Source organism: Caecibacter sp. AF58-12pH5A (assembly GCF_027681725.1).
Taxonomy (GTDB): domain Bacteria; phylum Bacillota; class Negativicutes; order Veillonellales; family Megasphaeraceae; genus Megasphaera; species Megasphaera hominis.
This window is the reverse complement of sequence record NZ_JAQDBC010000001.1, coordinates 134,016-158,394: the sequence shown is the minus strand read 5'-3', so window position 1 is coordinate 158,394 and position 24,379 is coordinate 134,016. Positions and strand designations below refer to the sequence as shown.

Sequence of the window (24,379 nt, the reverse complement as noted above, 5' to 3'; positions counted from 1 at the left end):
ATGACGAAAATTGGTTTTATCGGCTTAGGGATCATGGGTGTGCCAATGGTCCGCAATTTGGTGCGAGCACACATGGATGTAACGATCATTGACAATGGGCACGGTAATCACGCAGCTATTGCCGAATTAAAAGGCCAGGGCGTAAAGGTCAAGGCCACAGCCAGGGAAACAGCTGCCAATCAGGACGTAGTCATTACCATGCTGCCCAATGGTTCCGTTGTGGAACAGGTCCTGACCGGTCCGGATGGCGTCTTGGCCGATATCTCGCCGGGCACAATCCTCATCGATTCCAGCTCCGTTTCGCCGGCGGAATCGCAGCACTTTGCTGCCTTAGCAGAAGCGAAGGGCTGTTCCTTCCTCGATGCCCCCGTAAGTGGTGGTGAACCTGGTGCCATAGCGGGCACGCTGGCCTTCATGATTGGCGGCGATGCAGACGTAGCCAGACAGGCAGACCCGGTCTTTCAGGCTATGGGCGCTACAGCTGTCGTCACGGGCCCGAACGGTGCCGGCTCGGTGACCAAGCTTTGCAATCAGATCATTTGCTTTATTAACATTGCCGCCGTATCGGAAGCCTTGGTTTTGGGACAAAAGGTCGGTGCCGACCCAAAGAAGGTCTATGAAGCCGTACGCAGCGGCCTGGCTGGCAGTGCCATTTTGGAACAAAAGGCACCGCGTATCTATGCGCGTGATTTTGCTCCCGGCGGCTTCTTGGAAAATCAGATGAAGGACATTAATAATGCCATGGAAACAGCGAAAAATCTGGATGTATCATTGCCTCTGGCTGGTTTGGTGCAGCAGATGACGGCCAGCCTCATGCAGGCCGGTCACGGCCGGGAAGACAATGCCTGCTTCGTGAAATTTTATGAAGCCATTTCCGGTGTGGAAGTTAAAACGTCGTTATAAGATACGCAAAAAGAGCCCGTTCCGCAGGTGGAACGGGCTTTTATCCGTAGTGGTAACGCGCACTATCAAAAGAGATCTTTCTTCCAAAGCATGTAGATGGCGATGCATGAGCAGAGAATGGCCAGGCCGATGACGATGGGAAAACCTAAGGGACTGTCGGCCAGTGGTACTGGTACGTTCATCCCCCAGAGGCTGAAGAGGTTAGTGGGTACGGCCAGAATAATCGTAATAGAGGCTAAAAATTTCATGACAATACTCAGGTTATTGGAAATGATGGAAGCAAATGTATCAGACGTACTCATAAGAATATTGGAATACATTTCAACCATTTCAATAGCCTGTTTATTTTCGATAATGACGTCTTCCAGAAGGTCTTCGTCTTCTTCGTACATCTTTAAGAGATGGTGCAGGGACGTGTTGCGGCGCAGACGCATGAGCTTTTCCATAACCGTGCCGTTACTGCGCAGGGCCGATGTGAAATAGGTCAAGGATTTCTGTAATTCCAGGAGAAGAAAGAATTCCTTGTTTTGCATGGAGTGGCGCAGGTCCTGTTCAATATCGTCTGTGCGGTGATTGATCTGCTGCAAATAGCGCAGGAAGAGCGTAGCTGTACGATAGAGGATCTGAAAGAGGAAGCGCGTCTTCTTAAAGGTATAGAAAAGAGGGTATTTATTTTCCGTAAACGTCCGCATGACTTCTGTTTCCTGAATGCAGAGCGTAATGATAAAATCGGGCGTAATGAAAATGCCAAGAGGCAGCGTGTCGTAGCTGTCCGTTTCCATAATAATAGGAATATTAATAACGACGAAAATGTATTCGTCTTCCAGTTCCACGTGGGAACGTTCTTCCGTATCCAGTGAGGTTTTCAATACATCTGTGGGGATTTCCGTAACCATGGAAACGAGCTGTAAATCTTCGGAGCTAGGATTTACGACGTGAATCCACGATCCCTTCTCTGCAGAAGCCAGGGAAATATCGTCATCGAGGTGACCATTGTTGTGCTTATAAACCTGAATCATGGCGGCAGCCCTCTTTCCTGGTGTGATGGGTAAGAATAAAGTCCAAAGTACAATATAATCATAAATAGGGAGTAAGTCAAGGGAAAACGGGAAATTCCCTGTCATAGGTATGTAAAATTTACCTCCAGGCCGCTTTCTCACTCATTTCCTGGCAGAGAGAGGGGAAGTTTGCTATAATAATAGCTATCAGCGTGAAGTGAGGAGTGTTAACCAGCATGATTGCAATCATTATTAACGGCGTTACGGCGTCTCTAGGCGCCTTGTTGGGGTTTTTCCTCAAACGGGGCATTTCAGAAAAATATACGAAGGCCATTTTTGGCGTCATTTCCTTATGTGTTGCCATTATGGGCATCCAAAGCGCCGTGCAAAGCCAGAATTTGCTCCTCGTCCTGGCGAGCCTCATCGTCGGTACTCTTTTGGGGACGATCATCGGTATTGAAGACCGCATGCAGCAGTTTGGTGAGTTTTTGAAACGGCGCATGCAGCGGCCAGGTGAAGACAACACCTTTGTCAAAGGCTTTGTCACCTTGTCGGTCATGCAGGTCGTCGGCGCCCTGGCTATTCTCGGCCCCATTCAGGCCGCCCTGGGCAGTAATGACCTTCTCTACTTTAAGAGTGTCCTCGACTTTACGTCGGCCTTCATTTTCGGTACTATTTACGGTCTGGGCGTCGTTCCCGTCGGCCTGGTCAACCTGGTCTATGAAGCCTTTTTCTTTCTCTTAGCCAGCTTTTTTATGCCCCTCATGACACCGGACGTTATCCGCGAGCTCAATGCTGTGGGCGGCGTTATGATCCTTGGCATTGCCCTTAATATGTTCCGCGTAACGGAATTGAAGGTAGCCGATTTTCTGCCGGCCCTGTTCATTCCTATTTTGTATTACCATCTTTTCGTCTGAAAGAGTAAGCCGTTTATCCCGGGTACGCCGGCGTAAACGGTTTTTTTATTTTTATCCCGCCGCCGGTCATGGTATGTCGCTCTGAAGTATGATATTATATGTATGTTATTATTGCTTGCACTATGTTCTCAAGCAGATAATAAATGGATGATGTAAAGGAATGCTGACAAAATATGCAGGTATTAAAAATGGAACTGCAGGGATTTAAATCCTTTGCAGACAGGACAACCTTGACCTTTGCCCATGGCATTACGGCCATTGTCGGCCCTAACGGGAGCGGCAAAAGTAATATTTCCGATGCCGTGCGCTGGGTCATGGGCGAACAGAATGTGCGTCACCTGCGGGGACAAAAGTCGGAAGATATTATCTTTGCCGGTACGGAAAAGAGACGTCCCCAGGGGGCTGCAGAAGTATCCCTGTATTTTGACAACAGCCAGCACGAGCTGGACGTAGATTTTACGGAAGTAGTCATTACGCGGCGTATTTTCCGCTCCGGTGAGAGTGAATTTTTTATCAATAAACGGCCGTGCCGTTTAAAGGATATTCATTTGCTCTTTGCCGATACGGGGATCGGCCAGGATTCCATGGCCGTCATCAGTCAGAACCGGGTAGATGCTATTTTAAACAGTAAACCGGAAGAACGGCGTCTCATCTTTGAAGAAGCGGCCGGTATTAGCCGCTACAAAAGCCGTAAACAGGAAGGACTGCGAAAAATTGCCGAAACAGAGCATAATCTGGAACGCATTCACGATATGATGGGCGTCCTGGAAGAACAGCTCGTGCCGTTAAAAGCCCAGGCTGAACGGCTTACTGCCTTTAGGGCCCTCGACAGTGAGCGCATTTCCTATGCGGGAACGCTGTCACTGCAGGAATTACGTAATGCCGAACGGCTCCTTTCTAAGGCTGAAAATAACCGCATTGCCGCTACCAGCGAGTACCGGGCCCTGTCACGGCAGACGGAAGCGACAGAAGCGGCTAAAAAAGAATTGCTCGCTGTCATGGAACAGGAAAGTGCCGATCTGCGCCGCCTCGATGAAGAAACCCTGACCGTTCATAATGAACTGGATAGCATGAAAAGCCGTCAGGAAGCATTTGTGACACGCCAGGAAGAACTCCTTCGTGCGCACGTTCAGATGCAAGAAGAAGAAGCGGAAACGAAAAAGAAACAGGCCCATATTCAGGCCCAGCAGGAACAGAGCGTGCACGACCTGGCCCAGCGCCAGGCCGCCTGCGAAGCGGCTCGTCAGGGCTTTAACCTGACCCAGTCCGTCTTAGCCGAAGCGGAAGAGAAGGTTAGCCGCATGCAGGCTGCCTTGTCTAAGGTGCAGGCAGAAAACACGGAAAAGGCCCAGAACCTCTTCATCCTGAAACGAGATATAGAAGACCTGCGGCGCCGTCTCGATGAAAACAGGCAGCGCGCAGAGGAATTGGAACGGCAGCAGACAGAAGAAAAGGAAAAAGCAGCGCAGGCCCAAAGCCGCCAGCACGAAGGGGAAAGAAGCCTGTGTGAAGCACAGGAAAAACTGCAGACCTGGCAGGCCGAGCTGGAAAAGGTAATGCAAAAGCAGCAGCTCCAGAGCCGCGAAACGGCCCGGGCTGAGCAGGAATATCGTCAGCTCAAAGGCCAGGCGGCAGCCTTGCAGCAGCGTATTCACGTACTGGAAAGTATGGAACAGGAACACGAAGGCGCCGGCCTGGCAGCCAAGACGGTCCTCGAAGCACGGGCAACCTGGCAGGCCGATATTTGCGGTCTTGTAGGCGAGCTGTGTACCTTGCCGGCAGATTATGTGACGGCTATGGATATCGCCTTAGGCGGTGCATCCCGCTACATCGTCACGCGTACAGAAGAAACGGCCAAAGAAGCTATTGCCTACTTGCGCCAGCGGCGGGCTGGCCGGACGACCTTCCTGCCCCTCGATACGGTGAAAGAACGGCGGCGCACAGCCGATGAATTAGCAGCAACCAAGGAAAAGGGAATCCTGGGCTTTGCCAGTGACCTCATTCAATACGATGCAGCATATGCCCGGATTTTTTCGTCCCTGTTGGGGAAAACTCTCGTAGCCGAAAGCCAGGCAGACGCGTCGCAAACGGCCCGTAAATACGGACACCGCCTGCGTATCGTCTGTCTTGATGGTACCTTGTTTAATGCCGGCGGTTCCCTTACCGGCGGTAGCAACAAGAACCGGGAAGGCTCCCTTCTCAGCCGGCGGGCGACGATCCAATCCCTGCAGGTCCAGTGGCACGATACAGACCAGCGCTTGCAGGCCCTTACTAAGGAAGGCGAAGTCTTGCGGCAACAGCTTACGGACGCTGCCAGCCAGGCCGAAGCAGTGCGCAAAGCCGTACAAGAAGGGCAGCTGGCAGTACAGCAGCTGACGTGGCAGCTGGAACAGGCAAAAACGGCAGCTGCTGAGGCCAGCCAGACCAGCAGTCAGGCCAGTCAGCAGCTACAACACCTATATGACAGCCGCTCGGAAATACAGGCGGCCTTATGGGCTAAGGAAGAAGAACTGACGACCCAGGCTGCACCGGTTGCGGCTGATACAGAAAAACTGGAAGCCAGCCTGAGCCAGGCCCAGGCAGAATTGGCAAGCTGCCGCCAGGCTCTGACGGAACGGCAGGTCGCCTTGGCGACGCTGCAGGAGCAGGTGCGGCATATACAGGCCCAGCAGCAACAGCAGCAGGATCTGGCCGATCAGGCTGCTGGTGAATGGCAGCGCCTCTCTGAGCGGCGCCACCAGCTGCAGCAGCGCCAGGCCGAAACAAAACAGCTCCTGCAGGAATTAGCAACGAATATAGCGGCAAAAGAGCAGGAAACGGCAGCGAAGGATCAGGAAAAGAAGGCCTTCTATGCTGCGCGGGAAGCCAATTTCCATAAAAACCAGGAACTGGATCAGCAACTGTCTTCCTTGCGGGCAGATCAGGAAAAGTGGAATCATCAGGTCCATGCAGCCGAAATGCAGGCAGAAAAGTACCGCAGTGAAATCTCCCGCAGTGAAGAACACCTGGCCCGCCAGGGCTTGACGCGGGAGCAGGCGCTGGAACGGCGGCGCGAAGGCTCCTTAAAGGAATTGACGGAGCACCTGGCCCGCCTGCAGGAACAGATGGCCGCTTTAGGGCAGATCAATCCAAACGCCGATACAGACTACGAGCAGGCTGTAGCCAAGCAGCAGTTTTACCGCACCCAGTGTGATGACCTGCTGGAATCACGCAAACGCCTGCAGACGGTGGTCGCGGAAATTGACGACGCCATGAGCCAGCAGTTTACCCAGGCCTTTGGCGTCATTGGCGGTCATTTCCAGCGAATTTTCAGCCAGCTCTTTGGCGGCGGCAAGGCCCAGATCAGCCTTACCGATAAAAGCGACGTCCTCAACGCCGGTGTCGAAATTACGATTCAGCCGCCGGGCAAGAAGCAGCAGACCCTGACCCTCCTTTCCGGCGGGGAACGGGCGCTTACGGTTATTGCCCTGCTCCTGGCCTTTCAGGCCTACCATCCGGCACCGTTTATTCTCTTTGACGAAGTCGACGCTGCCTTAGATGAAGCTAATGTCATCCGCATGGCCGATTATATGAAAAAATACAGTCAAACGACACAATTTATCGTCATTACCCACCGCCGTAAAACGATGGAAGCTGCCGATACACTGCAAGGTGTGACCATGGAAGAAAAGGGCATTTCCCGCCTTTTGACGGTAAAAGTAGATGATGTAATGCAGAAAGGAAGTTAAGTATGGGATTTTTTTCGCGCTTGCGCAAGGGCCTGGAAAAGACGAAGGGCTCACTCATTAAGAATATTGAAACGGTTGTACGGGGGTACGCCAAAATCGATGAAGATATGTACGATGACCTGGAAGCCGTCATGCTCACCGGGGACATGGGTGTTGAAACGACAGAATATCTCCTCGACCAGATCCGCACAGGTGTTAAATCGCGGCAGATCAAAGATGGCAACGACGTCGTGCCCTATTTGGAAAAGTGCATTGTCGAACTCCTCGAAGAAAATAACGAACCTGTACCGGATTGCACGGGTACGACGCGGGTTATTTTTATCGTTGGCGTCAACGGTGTAGGCAAGACGACGACCATTGGCAAATTGGCCAAATATTATAAAGAACAGGGCCAGTCGGTCATGGTTGCCGCTGGCGATACGTTCCGTGCGGCTGCGTCTGAACAGCTCACCATCTGGGCTGAACGGACAGGTGTACCTATCGTGAAGCACCAGGAAGGTGCCGACGCTGCGGCTGTCGTCTTCGATGCCACGGCGGCTGCCAAGGCCCGTCATATTGACGTTCTTCTCGTCGATACAGCCGGCCGTCTCCACGTCAAGGCCAACCTCATGGAAGAATTGCGCAAGATGGCCCGCGTTGCCGGCAAGAATATTGATGGCGCACCGCAGGAAACGCTCCTCGTCCTCGATGCGACGACAGGGCAGAACGCCGTCAGCCAGGCCAAGCTCTTTGGCGAAGTCGTACCCCTGACGGGCGTCGTCCTGACGAAGCTCGATGGTACGGCCAAGGGCGGCGTTATCCTGTCGGTCAAACGGACCTTGGGTGTACCGGTTCGCTGGGTCGGTGTCGGCGAAGGTGTCGATGATCTGCGGCCCTTTGATGCGGCCCAGTTTGCCGATGCTCTCTTTGACCGCAACGTTGAAGCCCACGAACAGGAAGAAGACTAAAAAAAACAGCCTGTTTCCGAGGAAACAGGCTGTCCTGCCTAAAGGGGCATTAATCCAAATAGGCGTCCGTAATCTTGGCGACGTAAATCGTGTGTTCCGTATCGCCTGTGTACCATTTGTCTTTTAATTCCGGTGCCAAGGCGTCGACATCCATGAGACGTTCGTAGAGGACTGTGCATTCAAGCTGCAAGAGGCCCTTGCCGTCGATGACCGGTGTCGTACCGGCCTTGGAAGCTTTGCATTTCAGGCCGGCAGCTGCGAATTTGTCCAGATCGCGGCCCGATTTTGTGCCGCACAGGGCAATGGCGTCTTTATAGGAATCATCAACCGGTACGGAAATGGTGAAGCTTTTGACCTGGTTCAGGTTTTCTTTGGTCAAACGGGTCTGACGGACCATGACCGTAACCGTCGGGATGGCCCACATGTAGCCTACGCTGCCCCAGCCGATGGTCATCGTATCGGCTTTTTGGCCATCACAGGTCGTGAGGAATGCCCCTTTGGCAATGCGGTCGGCAAAAATTTTTGCATATTCTTTAGCTTCTAACATACTAGGTACCTCCTAAATAGCTGTATAATATATAACATATATATTATAACATAGATTGTAAAAGTCGAAATCAGTTTTATCAGTATAGGAAAGAAGGATTTATATGTATGTAGGCAATATTCAACAGTGGAAAGAAGACACCTCTATGGTGCCGTCGTTCTTACAGCCGTGGGTAGAAAAATTGGCTGAACTGGCCCTGCTGCCGCCGGAAATTTTGACCACCGGCCGTCATGACCTGACGGGGCCCCATTATTTTAACGTTGATGAATCACAGACCGCGCCGGCTGCCGACCGGCCTATCGAAGCACACCGGCAGTATGTGGATATCCAGTTTCTCCTGGAAGGGGCCGAAGACATTGGCTGGCAGCCACTTTTTGACGCAGGCCATGTGCAGTCATCCCAGCCGGAAAAGGATCTTTGGTTTTACGACGGTTCGCCGGAAAAGGATGCAGTCATTCATATGACGCCCGGCACCTTTGCTATCTTTTCGCCGGCCGACGGCCATCGCACGCTCTGTGCACCGGACGGTACGGGTGCAGGCGTGCGCAAGATCATTATGAAAATACACGTATAAAGGAGCCGCACCTATGGATGTATTACACGCAGCCGGACAGGCTCTCACCACATTGCGGGCCCGGCGGCCTCTTATTCATCAAATTACGAATGTCGTAACGGTCAACGATTGTGCCAATGCTACCTTGGCTATTGGCGCGTCACCGACCATGACCTGGGCTCCGGAAGAAGTAGAAGATATGGCCCGGGCCGCACAGGCTCTGGTGCTCAACTTAGGTACCCTCCAGCCGTGGACGCTGACGTCCATGCTGCGCGCCGGCAAGGCCGCCGCTAAGGCAGGCGTGCCGGTTGTCCTCGACCCTGTCGGCGCCGGCGGCACGGCGTACCGTACGGCAGCAGCACGGGAGCTCTTGCAGGAAATCCCGGTCAGTGTCATTCGTGGTAACCTAAGCGAAATAACCTGCCTCGTCCAGGGACGGAGCGGCATCAATCCCGGCGTAGATAATCACGCCAAAGGCCAGGTCACGGCAGCCCTGATTACCCAAATGGCCCAGGCCCTGGGGACGACCGTCGTCATTACCGGCGCCGTCGATGCTATGTCCGATGGGACCCAGTCTCTCCTTCTGGCAAATGGCACGCCCCTGCTGACCTACGTGACCGGCACAGGCTGTATGACTACGTCGCTTATCGCGTCCTTTGCAGCCGTAACGTCGCCTTTTGTAGCGGCCGTGGGCGGTGTCCTTTCTATGGGCCTGGCCGGTGAACAGGCGGCCAGGAAGAGCCAGGGACCGGGCACCTTTCATCAGCAATTATTCGATTCGTTATATAGTTTGCAAGCTGACATGTATGCCAGCTTGGGAAAGGTTTGGCATAGCTATGAATGATCAGGCAATTCAATTAAAAAAACTCACCTTAACAGCTCTTTTTATCGCACTTGGCGTCCTCTTGGCACCGTTCGTTTCCTTTCCGTTCGGCGGCGCCCGCGTCTTTCCCTTGCAGCATTTGATCAACGTGCTCCTGGCCGTGCTCTTGGGCTGGCGCTATTCTACGGCAGGCGCCTTTTGTATTTCGTCTATCCGTATTGCCATGGGCGTCGGTACGATCCTGGCCTATCCGGGCAGCATGATCGGTGCCTGCCTTTCGGGGATCCTCTATAAAAAGACCGGCTCCATTTGGGGTGCCGTCGTTGGTGAAATCATCGGCACAGGTGTCTTAGGCGGCCTCATCGCTTATCCGCTGGCAGCCTTCATCCTCGATTCCAAGGCCGTTGCTTTGTGGTTTTTTATCGTAGCTTTCCTGCCTAATACGTTCATCGGCTCCATTTGCGCCGCTGTGCTCTTAAAAATCCTGCCCTTAAAAAAACTGGCAGAAGATTTACTGAAACGATAAACAGTGTTTCCCGTCACGAATTTTGCTGTCAAAGCCCTATTTGCATTGACTAATGACGCCTGGTATATTAAACTATAAACTGGTACTGAGTTTTCGATTCTAGTTTTTATGTAGGGGATGAAGATCAGGTGAGGCTATGGGCAATGAATTAGTAGACGAGAAACGACAAACTATGACAGAACAACAGGAGACGCGCTGTACCATGCGCAAGCGGTCGCGTCAGGATATACGACAGGATATTCTGAACGCAACACTCGATGAAATTGAAGTACAAGGGCCTGATTTCCATATGGACGACCTGGCTCGCAAGATGTGTATCAGCAAGAGGACATTATACGAATATTTTTCATCAAAACAAGAAATCATCAAGGAAGCACTGATATCCATGATGGACGCCATTTATGACCGGCATTTGGAATTATTGCAGGATCCAAACCTTTCGGCAGAAGAAAAGCTCGTCGGTTTTTTCAAGATTCGCACGCGTACGACAGGCGTATTTTCCATGCGCAGGGCCAATCAGATTTTTACCAAAATGCCTGAGATTTGTGCCGGCCTGGATGAATACTCCCAGCGGGACTGGAGCCTTTTGGAACGGCTTTTTGAAGAAGCTCAGGAAAGTGAAGAGTTTCAGGAATTCGATCAGCAGTTGCTTATGCACATGCTGCGCAGCGCTTCTGATGGTGTTTTGGATTATGTAGAACAAACGAAAGATGATTTCTCTTACCCGGAATATATGGAAAAATGCATCCGTATCATTCTTTATGGAATAAAAAAAGACAGGGGGCTAGTATTGCATGATACAGAAACGTAAATTAGGGACATTAGGCATCGCCTTACTGACGGTGGTTGCCTTATTGGCCGGCTGTGGCTCACAAGAGGGGGCACAAAAGGCAGCCGTAAAGGTTAACACGTATAAGGTACAGGCAGAAGATATGCCCGTAGCTGCTGAATACAGCGGTACCGTAACGGCTACGGAAAAGGTGCCTGTACAGCCAAAGATTTCCGGCCGTGTCGTAGAAAAATATGTACAAGGCGGGCAGAACGTATCACAGGGACAGGCCCTGTTTCGTTTGGACAGCCGCCAGTATGATGCAGCTTTAGCTCAGGCTAAGGCTACACAGGCTCAGGCTGCTGCCAACCTGGCTAACCAGCAGCTCAATTTGCGCCGCTATCAGGAATTGGCCAGCCAAGATGCTATTTCCCAGCAGACCGTAACCGACCAGGCAGCTGCTACAGCGCAGCAGCAGGCCGTTCTCGAAGCGAACGCTGCACAAGTAGATGCAGCCCAGGATAACGTTGACGATACCATCGTCTATGCGCCTTTTTCAGGTAAATTAAATGTCGACGATGTTCCTATCGGCACCTATGCTACAGCCGGCTCGACGGCACTGGTCACCATTTCCTCGATGAATCCGGTCTACGTAGAATTCTCGGTCAGTGAAGCAGAATATCTGCAGATGACCAAACAGGGGACCGGCAATATGCCTAATAACTGGGGCAGCCACCTCATGCTGCGCCTGAGTGATGGCACTATGTATCCCTATGAAGGCCACGTCACACAGATCAACCACGGCATGGACGGCACGTCCGGCTCCATTATCGTCAAGGCTGTCTTCGACAACCCCGATAATGTCCTCATTCCGGGCCTCTATGCAACGGTCGTTTCCGATACGCAGGTACAGCGCAACGCCTTAGCCGTACCGCAACGGGCTGTACAGCAGACACTTGGCAAATATTACATTACTGTCATCGACGGCAATGGCCAGGCCCAGACGAAGGAAGTCACACCGGGCCAGAAAGTCGGTAACTTCTGGATCATTACGAGCGGCCTCAACGATGGCGATACGATCATCGTCGACGGCTATCAGAAAGCCAAAGGTGCAACGCTTGAGCAGAACCTGCTGACCAAAGCCGAACTCGAAAAGGATTCGACTGCTGCAACAACGACGTCTAAATAGAGGAGGCTACATCGTGTTATCTAAGTTCTTTATAGACCGGCCTATCTTTGCCGTCGTTATTGCCCTGGTTATTTCTATCCTCGGGGCTTTGTCGATGGTAACCTTGCCGGTGGCAAAATATCCTAGCGTAACACCGCCGCAGATTCGGGTATATACGACGTACGTTGGGGCTAATGCCGATGTTTTGGGCACGACCGTTGCCAGTGTTATCGAACGCCAGATGATTGGCGTCGACGGCCTGGTCAACATGTCCAGCTCCAGTAACGATAACGGCGTTTACTCCATGACGGCGCAATTCGAAACCGGCACGGATGACGACATGGACATGGTCAACACGCAGAACCGTGTCAGCCAGATTACGTCTACACTGCCGTCAGAAGTTACGCAGACCGGCGTTACCGTAGAAAAGTCGACCAGTTCGACGGCTATGGTTTTCGCCCTCGTTTCCCCAAATGGCACGTATGATGCCACGTTCATGAAGAACTATGCAACACAGTTCTTTATGGATGCCTTGAAATCCGTCCCCGGTATTGGGAACGTACAGGAATTCGGCGCTGACTACGCTATGCGTATTTGGCTCAATCCTATGAAGATGAGCATCCTCAAGGTTACGCCAACGGATGTCATCTCAGCTATTCAATCCCAGAATACACAGGCTGCTATCGGCAGTATCGGCTCCCAGCCGACGCCGAACGACCAGACCTACCAGTATACGCTGCGTACGGATGGCCGTCTGCAGACAGCAGAACAGTTTAAAAATATCATCGTTCGCAAGAATAGTGATGGTTCCATGGTTCGTGTCGGCGATATTGCCGATGTCAACCTGGGCAAGAAGAGCTATGACATTTCCAGTGACTTGAACGGCCAGAACGCGGCCAGCTTCATGGTCAGCCTGACGGCTGATGCCAACGCCATGCAGAGTGTCACCGGCGCTATGAAGGTCCTGGAAAATGCTAAGAAATCCTTCCCGAATGACCTCGATTATGTCGTCGTTTACGATAGCACGAAGTTCGTCCGGGCCTCTATTGAAGAAGTTATTCAGACCTTCATCGAAGCCTTGCTCCTCGTTGCCTTCATCGTTTATCTTTTCTTGCAGAGCGGCCGTTCGACACTCATTCCGTTGATTGCTGTTCCTGTATCCCTTTTAGGTACCTTTGCCTGCTTCAAGGTCCTCGATTTTTCTATCAACACGCTGACCTTGTTCGCTATGGTTTTGGCTATCGGCCTTCTCGTCGATGATGCTATCGTCGTTATTGAAGCCGTTGAATACGAAATAAAATATAACGCCAAGAGTCCGCGAGAGGCGACGATCATCGCCATGCAGAACGTACAGAATCCGGTTATCGGTGTTGCCTGCGTTCTTTCGGCCGTATTTATTCCGGTAGCCTTCCTGAGCGGCATGAGCGGTATCCTGTACCGACAGTTCGCCCTCACCATTGCCGTGTCGGTCATCATTTCGGCCTTCGTCGCACTGACACTGACACCGGCCATGTGCGCATCCCTCTTGAACGTCCATAAGCCCAATGAAAATCCAAAGGGCATTTACAAGTTCTTCCAAAAGTTCAACCTGGCTTTTGACCGCCTCATCGACTGGTACGGCATACGCCTGGCTCACCTGCAGCTGCACCTGAAATGGGTCGTAGCCTTCCTGCTCGTTCTTTGTGCTCTCACAGGCGCCGTCTTCCGCGTTATGCCGACGAGCTTCGTGCCGTCAGAAGATAACGCCTTCATGATGGTCAACGCGACCTTGCCGGAAGGGATTTCCCAGACGGAAACACAAAAAGCGGCAACGCAGATCAGCAATTGGCTCCGCCAGCAGCCTGGCGTCAACAATGTCATGAACGTTACAGGCTTTAGTATCCTCGCCGGCGGCGTTAAGTCCAACGGCATGACGGCCTTCGTCAGCCTCGACGACTGGAGCAAACGTACGACTAAGGATCTTTCCGTCGATACCCTCGTCGGTAAGACTATGGGCGTGGGCTCCCAGATGCCGCAGGTACAGCTCATGGCTATGAACCCGCCGCCAATCGACGGCATGGGCACATCGTCTGGCTTTACCATCCAGATTGAAGACCGCGGTGGACACACGACGGCTGAGCTGAATGATACGGCTCAGAAATTCATTGCCGCTGCCCGCCAGCGTCCGGAAATCGGCTCAGTCTACACGGCCTTCGCTGCCGATACGCCGGGCTTCCAGTTCGACATCGACCGCGACCAGGTTGCCAAACAAGGCGTTACCCTGAGCACGCTGTACTCGACACTCCAGTCGTACTACGGCTCGTACCAGGTCAACGACTTTACTATCTTCGGTCGTAACTTCAAGGTTATCATCCAGGCAGCACCGCAGTTCCGCCAGACCGTGGATGCCAATAACCACATTTATGTACGCAATGCCAATAATGACCTCGTCTCGGTGGCTAACTTCGTTCGTCCAAAGCCAATCGGCTCGGCGTCGATCATCAACCGTTTCAATGACTACCCGGCCATTACGGTCCAGGGCAGCCCGAGTGCCGGCGCCAGCTCTGGTGACGCCCTGAAAGCGCTTCAGGAAGTGGCTGCAGATACGCTCGGCGAAGGCTACGCGTACGAATGGAGCGGCATGAGCCGTGAAGAAATTGAAGCCGGCAACAAGACAATTTACGTCTTCATCCTGGCTCTGCTCTTCGTCTTCCTCGTACTGGCTGCCTTGTACGAAAGCTGGAAAGTACCATTTGCCGTGCTCTTCAGCGTACCAGCTGGTCTCTTTGGGGCATCCTTCTTTGCCTATATCCTGAGCCAGCAAAACAACATTTACTTCCAGATCGGCCTTCTCGCCGTTATCGGCCTGGCCGCCAAGAATGCCATCCTGATCATCGAATACGCCAAGGTGCGTGTCGATAATCGTGGTATGGACCCTGTTTCGGCTGCCATCGAAGCGGCAAAGATCCGTCTCCGCCCGATTATCATGACGTCCCTGGCCTTCGTCGTCGGCTCTGTACCGCTGGCCCTGGCAAGCGGCGCCGGCGCGGCTTCCCGTGTTACCATGGGTGTCACCGTCGTCTTCGGTACGTCTATTGCGACGATTTTTGGTGTATTCATCATCCCCATGCTTTTCATCATCATTGAAAACCTGGGTAGTGGCAAGAAACACCATGCGCCGAAACATCCCCAGACCGTAGGTCACCTGCGGGACATGGACTAAATCGCACAACTACATAGGCTTTGGCCAGTAACGTAATAACTCCGCCTTGGTACTACCGGGCGGAGTTATTTTTGGATAAAAACAAGCCTCTATAAGGTTTCTTCCTCATAGGGGCTTGTTTCTGTGTAAGGGCTCTTAGCCTTGTTTCAATATTTGTGCTTTCAGTTCTTCATAACGCGTCGTATAATATGGCGTGAGCTGGGCTTCGCGCAGGTCGTAGCCAAAAGACCGGCGGCTCACGGAAAGGAGCGGCGGGCTCTGAATACGTTTGGCTACGGCAAAGCCGGCAATGAGGCGCCACCACTTTTCCAAATCGGCAATGAAGTCAGCCGGTGTGGCAAAGAGGTCGGCCACCTTGACGGTACAGCCCAGGTTTTCTTCCAGCGTGCCTGCAAGATACCATTCGAGAATCGTCTGCGGTGTTGCCCGCTGCCAGCGTTCGATAAAGGCGCGGAAGAGATAGTCATGGTACGGATAGACCAGAGGATCGCCCTGGCCCTTAGTAACGTCCTGTTTGGACGATAATTCCGCACTCGGTACAATATCGATACTGCCTTGAGGGACGACTTCCCGTCCGAAGACGGTTTCGTTCAAATAGCGGGCCAAATCGTAAACCTGATGCTTCCAAAGGTCGGCTGTTGCCGCCAGGAAACCGGCACTGTCGCCGTAAAGTGTAGCATAGCCGACGGAGAGTTCGGCCTTATTGGCGTTGCACGTAAAGACGCCGCCAAAGGCTGCCGCAGCGGCTGCGAGGATTCGGCTCGAACGGTCGCGGGCCTGAATGTTTTCTTCAATGAAGTCACTCAGTTCCAAGTGGCCTGCAGGCTGATCCTTTTGGGTCAGTTCGGCTGCAGCAAACTGGCGCCGTGTCAATTCCAGACTGTCCTGGACGGGGATGACCGTATAGAGGCAGCCAATGTTATCGGCCAGCTCCTTGGCCAGGCTTTTGGTCATATCCGAATTATAGACACTGGGCATATTGACGAGGAGAATATTTTCCGGTGGCAAGACCGTCGCATAGAGAGCAGCATTGACGGCCGAATCGATACCGCCTGATACGCCGAGCACTACTTTTTTTAAACCTGTGCTTTCCAGGAAAGACTGGAGACCATAATGGAGACTGGCGTAGATTTCACCGGCTTCTGCCTGAGGTTCATTCCTCTTTACAGGTGAAACGAAGGCATGAGCGTCCTCATCGAAGTCGACGATGGCCAGTTCCTCCTGAAAGAGGTCGCATTCGTATTGCAGAGAACCGTCTTTGTTGTAAGCGCCACTGGCACCGTCAAAGGTAAAAACGTTTTTACCGTTGTTTTGGATGCCCGTGCAGTTGACGTAGAGGGCCGGTGCCTGCAGGTCGTCAATGGCCTTGCCAAAGAGACGGTGCCGGCGCTGGGGCTTGCCCAGAGTAAAAGGCGAGTTGGAAATGTTGATGAAGAGATCGACACCGTATTGTTTTTGTAAATACTGCATGGGCTTGAAGGAGTAGTTGTCATCCCAGCTATCTTCACAGATGAGCGGACCGATTTTAAGCGTCTTGCCGCCCGGCAGGGGGAGTGCAACTGGTGCGACCAGGTCTTCCGCAAAGACGAGATCTTCCTGGGCCACTTCGAGGAGTGACGTAAAATAACGCGTATCGCTGAATTCCCGGTAGTTTGGCATGAGTGTCTTAATATAGAACGGATAAGGGAAGTTAGCCGGTGCCAGGAAATTGCCGCCCTGGGCAATGAACATGGCATTGTACTTGCGCTGCCGCCCGTCGGGGTTGATGCGTTCCGGATCGGTTGCAACATTGCCAAAGATAATCGTTATATCCTGGGATAAGTCTTTGATCTCATCGCCTAAGCGGACACATTCGTTAATAAAATCGGGCTGGTCCCATATATCGCCAATCAAATATCCCGGAACGGCAAGCTCCGGGAAAATAATGAGCTGGCAGTGCTTTTCTTTGGCCTGGCCGATATAGTCCCTCATGACCGTGACGTTACGGCGTGGGTCGCCAGGATAAACTTTCATTTGGGCAAGTGCTATTTTTAGCATCTAAAAGCCTCCCTACATAAAAATGTTATATAATGTTACTTTTATAGTATCATATTTAGGGACGCATTGCACCTGAGTAAAACAAAAAAAGGAAGTCCCCAGAGGAACTTCCTTAACTGACAGGTTCAAAAGAAACGGCCGAAGAACGGTACGCGTGCTGCATCTTCCCGCGTGACACCACCGCAGAGCGCCATGAGGCCCAGGTAAACGGCAGAGCCGACGATAGTCGTAACGGCCAGGCTGATGAAGAGGCCGATTGAACCGATGGCGGCGTAGAGGAAATACATGACCACGCCCATGATGACAGCGCAGACGACGTTGCGCAGGATAATCTTGACGTCGATGATGTAGCCTGTCTTGCGGTAAATGAAGAAGAGGTTGAGGCCGGCAGCGACGCCGATATCGGCAACGGTGGCATAGGACGCGCCGGTGATCCCTAAAGCCGGAATGGCGACGAGGAACCAGTTGCAGGCAACCTTGACCAGGCAGGCAATACCCATGTTGATAACCGGGATTTTCGGCTTTTTGAGACCCTGCAGGATTGCTGTCGTAATCTGGTGCAGGCCGAGAAAGCAAATGGCAATTGATACAGCCCGCGTAGCTTCCGTAGCTGCCGGCGCGTTGTAAATAAAGGTAACTACCGGTTCAGCCAGGACGTAGAGCATGACGGAAAAGGGAATCGTTACGAGGAGGGCCACGCGCATAGCGCCGGCGGTCTTACCGTAGATTTCCACCTTATCGCCTAAGGTAAAGCTGTGGCTAATGGCCGGTACGAGGCTCATAGCCATAGCCGCCGTAAGGATCGTTGCCAGGTTGACGAGCGGTACGGACATGCCCGTGAGATAACCGAAGAGCTCTGTCGCCTGGTGTGTCGCATAGCCGGCTACTTCCAAGCGGCGCGGTACGATGAGCAGATCCAGATTAGAGACGACAGGGAGCATGATGCTGGCCAGGGAAATCGGTACGGCCAGGACGATAAGCCGTTTTAGGATGTGCGTAATGCTTTCCTGCGGGAATACAGGACCGTCCTTAGGCAGACCCCGTTTCAGCTTATAGTAATAGTAAATGAGGACAAACCAGGCGGCCAGGCCTCCGGCACCGGCACCAAGGCTGGCGCCGCCGGCGGCATAGGCCAGGCCGTATGGCATGAGGAGCGCTGCAAAGCCGAGCATGACGACGACGCGGACGAGCTGTTCCACAATCTGGGAAATCGCCGTCGGTGTCATGTGCTGCCAGCCTTGCAGGTAGCCGCGATAGCCGGCGATAATGGTCGTGAAGAAAATGGCCGGTGCCAGGGCGATGAGAGAATAGTAGGCCCGGCTTTCACGGATAATGTGATAATCGATGAGCAGGCGCGAGCCGAAAAAGACGAGGATACTCAGGATCAGTGCCGTCGTACAGAGCATAGACAGGGAAACGCGGAAAATCCGCTGGGCCCCGCCATAATCCAGGCGGGCTACCTTTTCCGCCGTAATAATTGAAATCGCAATCGGAATACCGGCACTGGAAATTTCTAGCGCCAATAAGTAAATAGGGAAGGCCATCTGGTAAATACCAATACCTTCACCACCCAGGATACGGGAAAGAATAATCCAGTTGATACTGCCGATGGCTTTGACGACAAAGCCGGAGAGTGTCAGGATGAGTGTCCCGGAGACGAATTTATTTGCCATTGTACAACCTCTTTTTACGCTGCTCACAGACGAGCATATCAAAATTTTATTATGCAATAAACAATTAATTTTATCATACCTATAGAGAAAAAGATAGAGAAAGGACTACGTAAAATCTAGGCTGTATAGGGATAAAATCTGTTTTTATTGCAGTACATATGCTATACTAATACCGATTTATAAAGGAGGGACATCGCTTGCGTATTGTAATAATTGGCGCCGGCAAGCTAGGATATAGTATTGCTGAGCTATTGTCAAACGAACAGTATGATGTAGTAGTAGTAGACCAGAATAAGGATCGGTTGGAAAACGTCAAGAATAACCTTGATGTCTTGACGATTCAGGCCAATGGCGCCAGCCCGATTACCATGAACGATCCGGATATCCGCAATTCGGATATCCTCGTCGCCGTTACGGCTGTAGACGAAGTAAATATGATCGCCTGTATTTTAGCGAAAAAACATGGCATCCGCTATACGGCAGCGCGGATCCGCGATATGCAGTTCATGTCGGAAGCCAAAGATTATTTGCGGGAAAATTTCGACATCGACCTCATGCTCAATCCGGAATTGATTACGGCCCGTGAAATTGACCGTATCCTTATGATGCCGGCAGCTCTCGACGTAGAAGATTTTGCCAACGGCAAGGTCCGTCTCTTTGAAACGAAGGTACGCCGCCATTCGCCCTTGGCCAATATTCCCTTAAAAAATTTGGAAATGCCAAAATCTATTCTGGCCGGCATGATCTTCCGGGACCACCGCATGATCATCCCGCACGGCGATGACTGTCTCTTGCCTCACGATAATGCCTATTTCATTGGCGATCCCAAAGCCATTGAAAAATTCAGCGCCAACTTCGTCCCCAGCGGCACGAAAAAGGTTGAACGGGTCATGATTATCGGCGCCGGCCGGACGGGCCGCTCTTTGGCAGCCATGCTCGACGATCAGGACGTCAATGTAAAGGTCATCGAGAAGGACCGCGAACGCTGCCGCCTCGTTGCCGATCATTTAAACAGCGGCATTGCCATCTGTGGCGATGGCACGGATATCGACCTCCTCGTCCAGGAAGGTGTAGCCGATGCGGACGTAGTCATCTGTATTACAGAAGATGACAAGCTGAACCTCATGCTGGCCCTCATTGCCAAGCATTTTGGTGCCAAAAAGACGATCGTCCGTGTAGCCCGCATCGAATATGTAGACCTCATGCAGAAGGTCGGTGTCGATATCGTTCTTTCGTCCCGTCTCCTTTCTGCCAGTGAAGTGCTGGCCTTCGCCCGCCGTGGCGGTGTCGTATCCGTATCACTTCTTGAAGGGGCCAAGGCTGAGGCCGTAGAAGTCATCGTCCAGGCGGGCGCGCCTGTCGCAGGCAAACGCCTTATGGATGTACGGCTCCCAAGGGAATGCCTGGTCTGTGCGTACGTGCGCGATGACGTGGCCCACATTCCGGACGGCAGTTCTGTCCTCGAAGCTGGTGACCGGACGATCCTCTTTATCCAGACAGAACACTCCAAAACGGTTATGCGTTATTTTAAAGGCAGGGACTAGTCATGAGTATACGCCTTTATCTGTTCATTATGGGACGGATGGCTTTGCTGAACGCGGCGGCCTTGGCTATACCCCTGGTCTGCGCAATGCTCTGGCAGGAGAATACGGAACTGTCCTACGCCATGCCCTTAGTAGTGACGTTGGCGTTAGGGGTCTTTCTCGAACGGACTGGCCACGTGCATAAGAAACAACTTGGCGTAGCTGAAGGTGCCGTTTACTTGCTTTCTGTCTGGTTTCTCCTGGGCTTTATCGGCATGACGCCGTATATTTTACAGGGCCTCCTGGCGCCGGCAGACGCATTTTTTGAAAGTATTTCTGTCTATACGACGACAGGCCTCAGTTTTCTCGATTACGATGTGGTCCCCGATTCTATCCTCCTTTGGCGCAGTATGATGGAATGGATGGGCGGCCTCAATTTTATCATCCTCGTCGTAACTATCATACCGCAGGTCAGCGGCGGTTTCGGCATCGTCCTGTCGGTGCACCAGAGTATCGCTTTTAGCCCTATGCTGACGCGCATGGACAATGCAGCCATCCAGACTGGCAAGGTCTATATTGCCATTACGGTATTATCCTTTGTCTTGTACTTTCTGGCCGGCCTGGCGCCGACCGATGCCCTTGCCTGGTCGATGGATACGGTTTCTACGAGTGGTACCCTCATGTCCCTCGATGTCGTAGGCAACGGCAACATTTTCCTCGAGCTGGCGGCCATCCTTTCGATGATCGTAGCGAGCTGCAATTTTCTCTTCATTTGGAAGGCCTTTGCCCGGAAACGCTGGCTGGAAATTTTCCGCGATCACGAGCTGCGCACCTTCCTGGGAATTATCGCTGTCGTAGGGATCTTGATTTCTTTTCACCTTTGGCATACGCACACCTTTGATGGCCTGGCAAGCCTGCGCTATGGTTTCTTTGCAGTTATTTCCTTTATCAGTACGACAGGCCTTTCATCTACCCAGTTTACAGGCTGGCCTGAATTTGACCGCTACGCCTTGTTTCTCCTGGTATTCGTTGGCGGCTGTATCGGTTCGGCCACAGGCGGCCTCCGGGTTATGCGTATTATTGTCCTCTTTCGTATGGCCATTAAGGAAATGCAGCGCACGCTCCACCCGCAAATGGTCATTAGCCTGAAAATCGATAATGTGCCTGTGCCCATGCGGATTATTAGCCGTGTCCTTAGCTTTTTCTTTTTATATATGTCTGTCTTTTTCCTGTCCATGCTGATTATTTCCTTATCCGGCGTGACCTTGCTCCAAGCCATGGGCCTGGCTGCAGGCTGCCTTTCCAGTGTCGGCTCGACGGCAGCGCTGTATGGCCTCGATGCATATGCGACACTGCCTGTATGGACCAAATTGTATTGCAGCCTGGTCATGATTCTGGGACGGATAGAAATCTTTTCCTTCCTCGTCGTCATACAGACTGTGATTTCCCAATTTCGCAGCAAATGGTAACCACTGTGGCCTGAGACAGCACAGTAGAAAGAGAGAAGTGCACTATTCATGGATATACGTGTAGTATTGTATTTTTTGGGCCGCATTGCCAAGGCGCTGGGCTTGGTTCTCCTTATTCCGGCGGCGGCGACGGCAGCTTATTATTTCTGTGGCATGAGTTTTCTCGTCGCTCTGGATCATGCTTTTTCAACCATCGCTACAGGCGGTTTTTCGCCGTATAACGACAGTGTGGCCCATTTTGACAGTCCCCTCATTGAAGGCTGGATTACCTTTTTCATGATCATTTCCAGCGCCAACTTCGGCATGTACGTCGCTGCCTGGCGCAAGGGCCCTAAGGTGATTTTGAAGGACGCAGAGTTCCGCCTCTACGTGTGCCTCGTATTCGTGACGACGGCCCTCATGGCCTGGAATCTTGTGAGTGACCTCTCCTATGCACCGGTAGAGGCTTTCCGGCAGTCCCTTTTTCAGGCGGCATCCATTTCCTCATCTACAGGCTTCGTGTCGGCTGATTTCGATACGTGGCCGGCCTTTTCCCGGGCCCTCCTGTTGTTTCTCATGTTCTGCGGCGGCTGTGCCGGTTCGACTGCCGGCGGCCTGAAAATGACGCGGTTGCAGCTGCTGGTAAAATCTATATACACGCTCGTGCGGCAAAAGCTGGCGCCGCGCAGCGTTCTCGTCGTCCATTCTAATGGTTCCGATTACAGTGAAGATGTGTTATACGGCGTCATGCGTTTTTTTGTCATGTATGTATTCCTCGATACGCTCTGGTCGGTCCTTTTTATCTGGGATGGTGTCCCCACGCTGGATGCCATTGGTCTCAGCGTTTCTACCATGGGCAGCTGTGGTCCGGCCTTCGGCATGGTAGGCCCGACTTGTACCTATGCGGACCTGCCTGTTCTCAGCAAGATCGTCGTTTGTATTTCCATGCTTCTCGGCCGTTTGGAAATGTATCCCATACTGGCTCTTCTCATGCCTGCCTTTTGGCGGCGCAGCGGCTGGTAATTCCTAAGGAAACGTACTATCAATTCTGCGCAAAAGAGGTGAGTCTATGGATTATCGTGTTGTCTGCCGCTTCCTGGGACAGATTTCCCTGGCTGAGGCCGGTGTAACCTGTGTGCCCCTGCTCATGGCACTCGTATATTGGGAAGACGATCTGATTTATTTTATAATTTCGGCTGCCATCATGGCCTTGTGTGGCATCGTTCTTTTGCGCATTGGCCGCATTCGTACGAAGCGTCTCACTATGCGCGAAGGCATTGCCATTACGGGCCTGGGCTGGCTCCTGGCAACCTTCCTGGGCATGCTGCCTTACGTCGTCGGCGGCTACCTCAATCTATTGGACGGCGTCTTTGAAAGCATTTCCGGGTTTACCGGTACGGGGGCGACAGTCATTGAAGACCTGGAAGTTCTGCCTTTTAGCATCCTCTTTTGGCGCAGCCTGACTCACTGGCTCGGCGGCCTGGGGATCGTCGTCATCTTCATTGCCATCCTGCCTGAATCGGGGCAGCATACGGTCTTCATGCATAACGCCGAGGATACGGGCCCGACAGCGGACCGGCTCTTGCCGCGCCTGCGCGATACGACACACATGCTTTTTCGCATGTACATGCTCTTTACGGTCGTGGCGATCATCGTCTTTTATCTCTGCGGCATGGACTTTTTCAGCGCTCTCAACCACGCCATGTCGACTATTTCTGCCGGTGGCTTTTCTATTTATAATCAAAGTGCCGCCCATTTCGACAGTCCGGCTATCGAAGGGTGGATGACCTTTTTCATGGTCCTCGCCGGTGGTAACTTTGGTCTCTATTACCAGTTTTACCGCAAGGGCTTTAGCGTCGTCCGCAGAAATACGGAATTTAAGGCCTACCTGTTCATCCTCGGCCTGGCTACGGCCTGCATTGCCGCCGATTTGCTGCAGGCCTTTCCTATCGATATCTTTACGGCCATCCGCTATGCATCCTTTCAGGCCGCATCCATTGCCACGACGGGCTTTGTCTCGGCCGATTACGACCAGTGGCCGGGGTTTTCCAAGGGCATCCTCATGCTGCTCATGATCAGTGGCGGCTGTACGGGCTCGACGGCGGCAGGTGTTAAGATTTCCCGTGTCGTTATCCTGTGCCGTTCTCTGTGGACCTTGGTCTTCCAGCGCGTTCATCCGTGCATGATTGCCGAAGTGCGTGTCAATAATAAGCGCGTCAACGAAGATACGGTCATCCGCGTGAGCCAGTTCTTTTTTCTGTATTGAGCCTTCATTGCCTTTTGGGCCCTCCTCCTCACGTGGGATGGTATCAATATTTTCGATGCCATCGGCATCAGCGTGACGACCATGGGCTGTATTGGCCCGTCCTTTGGCATTACTGGCGCAACGAGTACCTATGCCGGCCTTTCGGTCTTTTCCAAATCTATTCTTTGCATTTCCATGCTCCTCGGGCGGCTGGAACTGTTTACGGTACTGGCTATGCTGCACCGCAGCTTTTGGAAAAGCAAGGGGAATTGGTAGGACAATTTGCAGTCATTCCAACAGGGCAAAGAATATGGCCGCCTTTGTAGCAGTATGCTATAATATACCCATACCTATACTGTTTCCTATTCATGC

General features: G+C 52.4%; 17 protein-coding genes and 1 pseudogene. 14 read left to right on the top strand and 4 right to left on the bottom strand.

Going from position 1 to position 24,379, the window contains the following annotated elements; translation table 11 throughout:
• Complete coding sequence (locus PGX44_RS00750; protein ID WP_498853845.1) at nt 1-903, top strand: NAD(P)-binding domain-containing protein; 903 nt, start codon at nt 1-3, stop codon at nt 901-903.
• Nucleotides 904-968: 65 nt separating this feature from the next.
• On the opposite strand, the gene PGX44_RS00745 is transcribed toward PGX44_RS00750, so the two are convergent.
• Complete coding sequence (locus tag PGX44_RS00745) at nt 969-1,922, bottom strand: magnesium transporter CorA family protein (protein WP_498853844.1); 954 nt, start codon at nt 1,920-1,922, stop codon at nt 969-971.
• 215 nt (nt 1,923-2,137) lie between these two features.
• On the opposite strand from PGX44_RS00745, the gene PGX44_RS00740 reads away from it, so the two are divergent.
• The 3 genes from PGX44_RS00740 to ftsY all read left to right on the top strand — a co-directional run bounded on the left by PGX44_RS00740 (nt 2,138) and on the right by ftsY (nt 7,493).
• Nucleotides 2,138-2,818, top strand: a complete 681-nt coding sequence (locus PGX44_RS00740; RefSeq protein WP_498853843.1) for a DUF554 domain-containing protein — start codon at nt 2,138-2,140, stop codon at nt 2,816-2,818.
• A gap of 173 nt (nt 2,819-2,991) precedes the next feature.
• Nucleotides 2,992-6,546: a chromosome segregation protein SMC gene (smc, locus tag PGX44_RS00735; RefSeq protein WP_498853842.1), complete on the top strand. Its 3,555-nt coding sequence runs from the start codon at nt 2,992-2,994 to the stop codon at nt 6,544-6,546.
• Nucleotides 6,547-6,548: 2 nt separating this feature from the next.
• Nucleotides 6,549-7,493 carry a signal recognition particle-docking protein FtsY gene (gene ftsY, locus PGX44_RS00730; RefSeq protein ID WP_186502235.1) on the top strand — a complete coding sequence of 315 codons (945 nt, stop codon included), beginning with the start codon at nt 6,549-6,551 and terminating at the stop codon, nt 7,491-7,493.
• 49 nt (nt 7,494-7,542) lie between these two features.
• Here ftsY and PGX44_RS00725 read toward each other — a convergent pair whose 3' ends face one another.
• Nucleotides 7,543-8,040 carry a flavin reductase family protein gene (locus PGX44_RS00725; RefSeq protein ID WP_289001712.1) on the bottom strand — a complete coding sequence of 166 codons (498 nt, stop codon included), beginning with the start codon at nt 8,038-8,040 and terminating at the stop codon, nt 7,543-7,545.
• Nucleotides 8,041-8,143: 103 nt separating this feature from the next.
• On the opposite strand from PGX44_RS00725, the gene PGX44_RS00720 reads away from it, so the two are divergent.
• The 6 genes from PGX44_RS00720 to PGX44_RS00695 all read left to right on the top strand — a co-directional run bounded on the left by PGX44_RS00720 (nt 8,144) and on the right by PGX44_RS00695 (nt 15,081).
• Nucleotides 8,144-8,614 carry a NanQ anomerase/TabA/YiaL family protein gene (locus PGX44_RS00720; RefSeq protein WP_498853841.1) on the top strand — a complete coding sequence of 157 codons (471 nt, stop codon included), beginning with the start codon at nt 8,144-8,146 and terminating at the stop codon, nt 8,612-8,614.
• Nucleotides 8,615-8,627: 13 nt separating this feature from the next.
• A complete protein-coding gene (gene thiM, locus PGX44_RS00715) occupies nt 8,628-9,437 on the top strand; it encodes a hydroxyethylthiazole kinase (protein WP_498853840.1) in 810 nt (269 codons plus the stop codon).
• Nucleotides 9,430-9,942, top strand: coding sequence for an energy coupling factor transporter S component ThiW (gene thiW / locus PGX44_RS00710; RefSeq protein ID WP_186502227.1), 513 nt, complete (start codon nt 9,430-9,432; stop codon nt 9,940-9,942). The genes thiM and thiW overlap by 8 nt, the downstream gene beginning before the upstream one ends.
• Before the next feature lie 136 nt (nt 9,943-10,078).
• Nucleotides 10,079-10,753 (top strand): TetR/AcrR family transcriptional regulator, encoded by a 675-nt coding sequence (locus tag PGX44_RS00705; RefSeq protein WP_498853839.1) that lies wholly within the window; start codon nt 10,079-10,081, stop codon nt 10,751-10,753.
• Nucleotides 10,737-11,900: an efflux RND transporter periplasmic adaptor subunit gene (locus tag PGX44_RS00700; protein ID WP_498853838.1), complete on the top strand. Its 1,164-nt coding sequence runs from the start codon at nt 10,737-10,739 to the stop codon at nt 11,898-11,900. The genes PGX44_RS00705 and PGX44_RS00700 overlap by 17 nt, the downstream gene beginning before the upstream one ends.
• 13 nt (nt 11,901-11,913) lie before the next feature.
• On the top strand, nt 11,914-15,081 hold the full coding sequence (locus tag PGX44_RS00695) for an efflux RND transporter permease subunit (RefSeq protein WP_498853837.1): 3,168 nt from the start codon (nt 11,914-11,916) through the stop codon (nt 15,079-15,081).
• A gap of 135 nt (nt 15,082-15,216) precedes the next feature.
• Here PGX44_RS00695 and nadE read toward each other — a convergent pair whose 3' ends face one another.
• A complete protein-coding gene (nadE, locus tag PGX44_RS00690; RefSeq protein ID WP_498853836.1) occupies nt 15,217-17,118 on the bottom strand; it encodes an NAD(+) synthase in 1,902 nt (633 codons plus the stop codon).
• A 125-nt stretch (nt 17,119-17,243) separates the two neighbouring features.
• On the bottom strand, nt 17,244-18,791 hold the full coding sequence (locus tag PGX44_RS00685) for a putative polysaccharide biosynthesis protein (protein WP_289001717.1): 1,548 nt from the start codon (nt 18,789-18,791) through the stop codon (nt 17,244-17,246).
• A 197-nt stretch (nt 18,792-18,988) separates the two neighbouring features.
• Here PGX44_RS00685 and trkA point away from each other — a divergent pair, with 197 nt between their 5' ends.
• From trkA to PGX44_RS00665, 4 genes and pseudogenes are all read left to right on the top strand, one after another.
• Nucleotides 18,989-20,335 carry a Trk system potassium transporter TrkA gene (gene trkA / locus PGX44_RS00680; protein ID WP_289001718.1) on the top strand — a complete coding sequence of 449 codons (1,347 nt, stop codon included), beginning with the start codon at nt 18,989-18,991 and terminating at the stop codon, nt 20,333-20,335.
• A gap of 2 nt (nt 20,336-20,337) precedes the next feature.
• Nucleotides 20,338-21,783, top strand: coding sequence for a TrkH family potassium uptake protein (locus tag PGX44_RS00675; protein ID WP_498853835.1), 1,446 nt, complete (start codon nt 20,338-20,340; stop codon nt 21,781-21,783).
• Nucleotides 21,784-21,831: 48 nt separating this feature from the next.
• Nucleotides 21,832-22,785, top strand: a complete 954-nt coding sequence (locus PGX44_RS00670; protein ID WP_498853834.1) for a TrkH family potassium uptake protein — start codon at nt 21,832-21,834, stop codon at nt 22,783-22,785.
• Between the two features lie 46 nt (nt 22,786-22,831).
• Nucleotides 22,832-24,283 (top strand): annotated as a pseudogene (locus tag PGX44_RS00665) (TrkH family potassium uptake protein).
• Nucleotides 24,284-24,379 lie beyond the last annotated feature (96 nt).

What these genes read in the sequence shown, in the direction of transcription:
- PGX44_RS00685 (WP_289001717.1), bottom strand. Translation starts at nt 18,791, where the DNA reads ATGGCAAATAAATTCGTCTCCGGGACACTCATCCTGACACTCTCCGGC.
- PGX44_RS00705 (WP_498853839.1), top strand. Translation starts at nt 10,079, where the DNA reads ATGGGCAATGAATTAGTAGACGAGAAACGACAAACTATGACAGAACAA.
- ftsY (WP_186502235.1), top strand. Translation starts at nt 6,549, where the DNA reads ATGGGATTTTTTTCGCGCTTGCGCAAGGGCCTGGAAAAGACGAAGGGC.
- PGX44_RS00670 (WP_498853834.1), top strand. Translation starts at nt 21,832, where the DNA reads ATGGATATACGTGTAGTATTGTATTTTTTGGGCCGCATTGCCAAGGCG.
- PGX44_RS00700 (WP_498853838.1), top strand. Translation starts at nt 10,737, where the DNA reads ATGATACAGAAACGTAAATTAGGGACATTAGGCATCGCCTTACTGACG.
- thiM (WP_498853840.1), top strand. Translation starts at nt 8,628, where the DNA reads ATGGATGTATTACACGCAGCCGGACAGGCTCTCACCACATTGCGGGCC.
- PGX44_RS00745 (WP_498853844.1), bottom strand. Translation starts at nt 1,922, where the DNA reads ATGATTCAGGTTTATAAGCACAACAATGGTCACCTCGATGACGATATT.
- nadE (WP_498853836.1), bottom strand. Translation starts at nt 17,118, where the DNA reads ATGCTAAAAATAGCACTTGCCCAAATGAAAGTTTATCCTGGCGACCCA.
- PGX44_RS00725 (WP_289001712.1), bottom strand. Translation starts at nt 8,040, where the DNA reads ATGTTAGAAGCTAAAGAATATGCAAAAATTTTTGCCGACCGCATTGCC.
- smc (WP_498853842.1), top strand. Translation starts at nt 2,992, where the DNA reads ATGCAGGTATTAAAAATGGAACTGCAGGGATTTAAATCCTTTGCAGAC.
- PGX44_RS00750 (WP_498853845.1), top strand. Translation starts at nt 1, where the DNA reads ATGACGAAAATTGGTTTTATCGGCTTAGGGATCATGGGTGTGCCAATG.
- PGX44_RS00720 (WP_498853841.1), top strand. Translation starts at nt 8,144, where the DNA reads ATGTATGTAGGCAATATTCAACAGTGGAAAGAAGACACCTCTATGGTG.
- PGX44_RS00740 (WP_498853843.1), top strand. Translation starts at nt 2,138, where the DNA reads ATGATTGCAATCATTATTAACGGCGTTACGGCGTCTCTAGGCGCCTTG.
- PGX44_RS00675 (WP_498853835.1), top strand. Translation starts at nt 20,338, where the DNA reads ATGAGTATACGCCTTTATCTGTTCATTATGGGACGGATGGCTTTGCTG.
- thiW (WP_186502227.1), top strand. Translation starts at nt 9,430, where the DNA reads ATGAATGATCAGGCAATTCAATTAAAAAAACTCACCTTAACAGCTCTT.